Below are 1,850 nucleotides of genomic sequence, written 5' to 3'. Positions count from 1 at the left end.
GCACAACCCCAGCGCCCAGGCGCCATCGGCCTTGGCCTGGGCGCCAGCAGCGCCGGGGTGTCGACCCCGTAGTGGGCGCTGTAGGCCGAGACGACGTTCAGGTGGGTGAAACTCATGGGCGGGCATTCCTTCAAAACTTTCCAGACCCCTATTAGAACAAAGTTTCGAACAGTTGGCACACGCCCTACTCAGCCGCCCCTCCCGAAGGCGCCACGACCCCTAAGCGCTCAGCGGCAGCTCCTGGTGCACCCGGATCAATCGCCAGCGCGCCGATTGCGGGTCAAAGCTGACATCGATGGTCCGCCCCTGGCTGCGGGAGGAGCCCAGGGCGATCTGCAGCCGCCAAATCTCGTAGTCAACCACCCCGGCGCCGGTGCCGCGCGGAACGCGCATACCCTCGTCCCACCACTTGCGGCGCTCGAACCAGCGATGCGGTTCGGCCACCAGGCGATACTCATGCCCCTTCCAGCGCACCCGCAACGGCACCCCGGCCGGAGTGCACGCAACCTCGATCGCCTCGGTGAACATGCCCACGGTTGACTCCTAACTGCTGCTCCATCAATTATATTCGAACACGTGTTCGATCAGTAGCGACAGTAGTCAGCGCCTCGGACAGTTTGGGTTCGGCCGCCGAGGCTGGCCCGCAAACAGGAACTGTAGAGTCATGCTGAGACCGCGGCGGGCTCGCCGCCTGGAGCAGAACATTCGAAAGGCCCTCATGGGATTATTTGGACGCAAGAGCCGCACCGCGGCTGAGGAGCAACAGCAGCAGCAACTGGCCCAGGGTGAACCCCTGCACGGCGACGGCTACACGCTGCGCGCCACCGGGCAGCTGGGCGGAGTGAGGAAACGCACCCCCATCACCGTCATGGAGCTGAGCACCCAGAGTCTCACCGGCTGGTTCCACTTGGATGAGGCGCGCAGCTTCTTCACCGAACGCAGCGCCATCCTCGAATCCTGGAACAACAGCCCGTCGGAGCTCTATCTGGCGACCGCCAAGGCGGCGGGCAATGGTTCCCCGGCCGCCGCTGCTCTAGCGGGCCTGGGCGAGGGCCAGGCGGCGCTGCTTCAGCCCACCGGCAGCGGGATGCAGGTTGTGCTGTTGCTGGAGCAGGGCGAACTGCAAAGGATCCGCGGCTGGATCGAGCAATTGCCCTAACCCTGCGCGCGGTCGTAACACTCTTACGCCCTGAACGGACAAGCACACCGCAGCTCTCGCGGCACTCCACGTCGGGACGCGACAAACCTGGGCGCAATGGACACATCCTAGAAACCCGGGCGCGCGACCGATAGCATCGAGAAGACCTGCAACTTTTCAATCTAAGGGGACCAAAACACATGCCTCATAAGGTTAAAGCCGTTATTTCCCGCGTCAAGGATGCCCCTGTCGAGGTCGTGGACATCATCGTCCCGGATCCGGGGCCCGGTGAAGTCGTCGTCGACGTTCTGACCACCGGGGTGTGCCACACCGACCTGCACTACAAGTTGGGCGGGATTGGCGACGATTACCCGTACCTGCTGGGTCACGAATCCACTGCGGTGGTTTCCCAGATCGGGCAGAACGTCACCAACGTCAAGGTTGGCGACCGGGTCATCCTGAACTGGCGCGCGGTGTGCGGCCAGTGCCGCGCCTGCGAAAAGGGCGAACCGCAATACTGCTTCAACACCCACAACGCCACCCAGAAGATGACTCTGGAGGACGGCACCGAGCTGAGCGCCGCGCTGGGCATCGGCTCGTTCGCCGAGAAGACCCTGGTGGCTGCCGGGCAGTGCACCAAGGTCGACGAGGATGCCGACGCCGCCGCGGTGGGCCTGCTCGGCTGCGGGGTCATGGCCGGCATTGGCGCGGC

3 protein-coding genes are annotated in these 1,850 nt (G+C 64.5%); 2 read left to right on the top strand and 1 reads right to left on the bottom strand.

Annotated elements, in window-relative coordinates:
• Positions 1–219: 219 nt before the first annotated feature.
• Positions 220–528 carry a DUF6504 family protein gene (locus tag JCM19049_RS13035; protein WP_246049871.1) on the bottom strand — a complete coding sequence of 103 codons (309 nt, stop codon included), beginning with the start codon at positions 526–528 and terminating at the stop codon, positions 220–222.
• 190 nt (positions 529–718) lie between these two features.
• Between JCM19049_RS13035 and JCM19049_RS13030 the strand changes: the two genes are divergently transcribed.
• Positions 719–1,159: a hypothetical protein gene (locus tag JCM19049_RS13030; RefSeq protein ID WP_279403186.1), complete on the top strand. Its 441-nt coding sequence runs from the start codon at positions 719–721 to the stop codon at positions 1,157–1,159.
• 179 nt (positions 1,160–1,338) lie between these two features.
• On the top strand, positions 1,339–1,850 hold a 512-nt coding region (locus tag JCM19049_RS13025; RefSeq protein ID WP_279403185.1), incomplete at its 3' end, for an alcohol dehydrogenase catalytic domain-containing protein.

The organism is Arthrobacter sp. JCM 19049 (genome assembly GCF_001310435.1).
Note: the sequence above shows the minus strand (reverse complement) of the source record. Positions and strands in the feature narration are given on the sequence as shown.

What these genes read in the sequence shown, in the direction of transcription:
- JCM19049_RS13035 (WP_246049871.1), bottom strand. Translation starts at nt 528, where the DNA reads ATGTTCACCGAGGCGATCGAGGTTGCGTGCACTCCGGCCGGGGTGCCG.
- JCM19049_RS13030 (WP_279403186.1), top strand. Translation starts at nt 719, where the DNA reads ATGGGATTATTTGGACGCAAGAGCCGCACCGCGGCTGAGGAGCAACAG.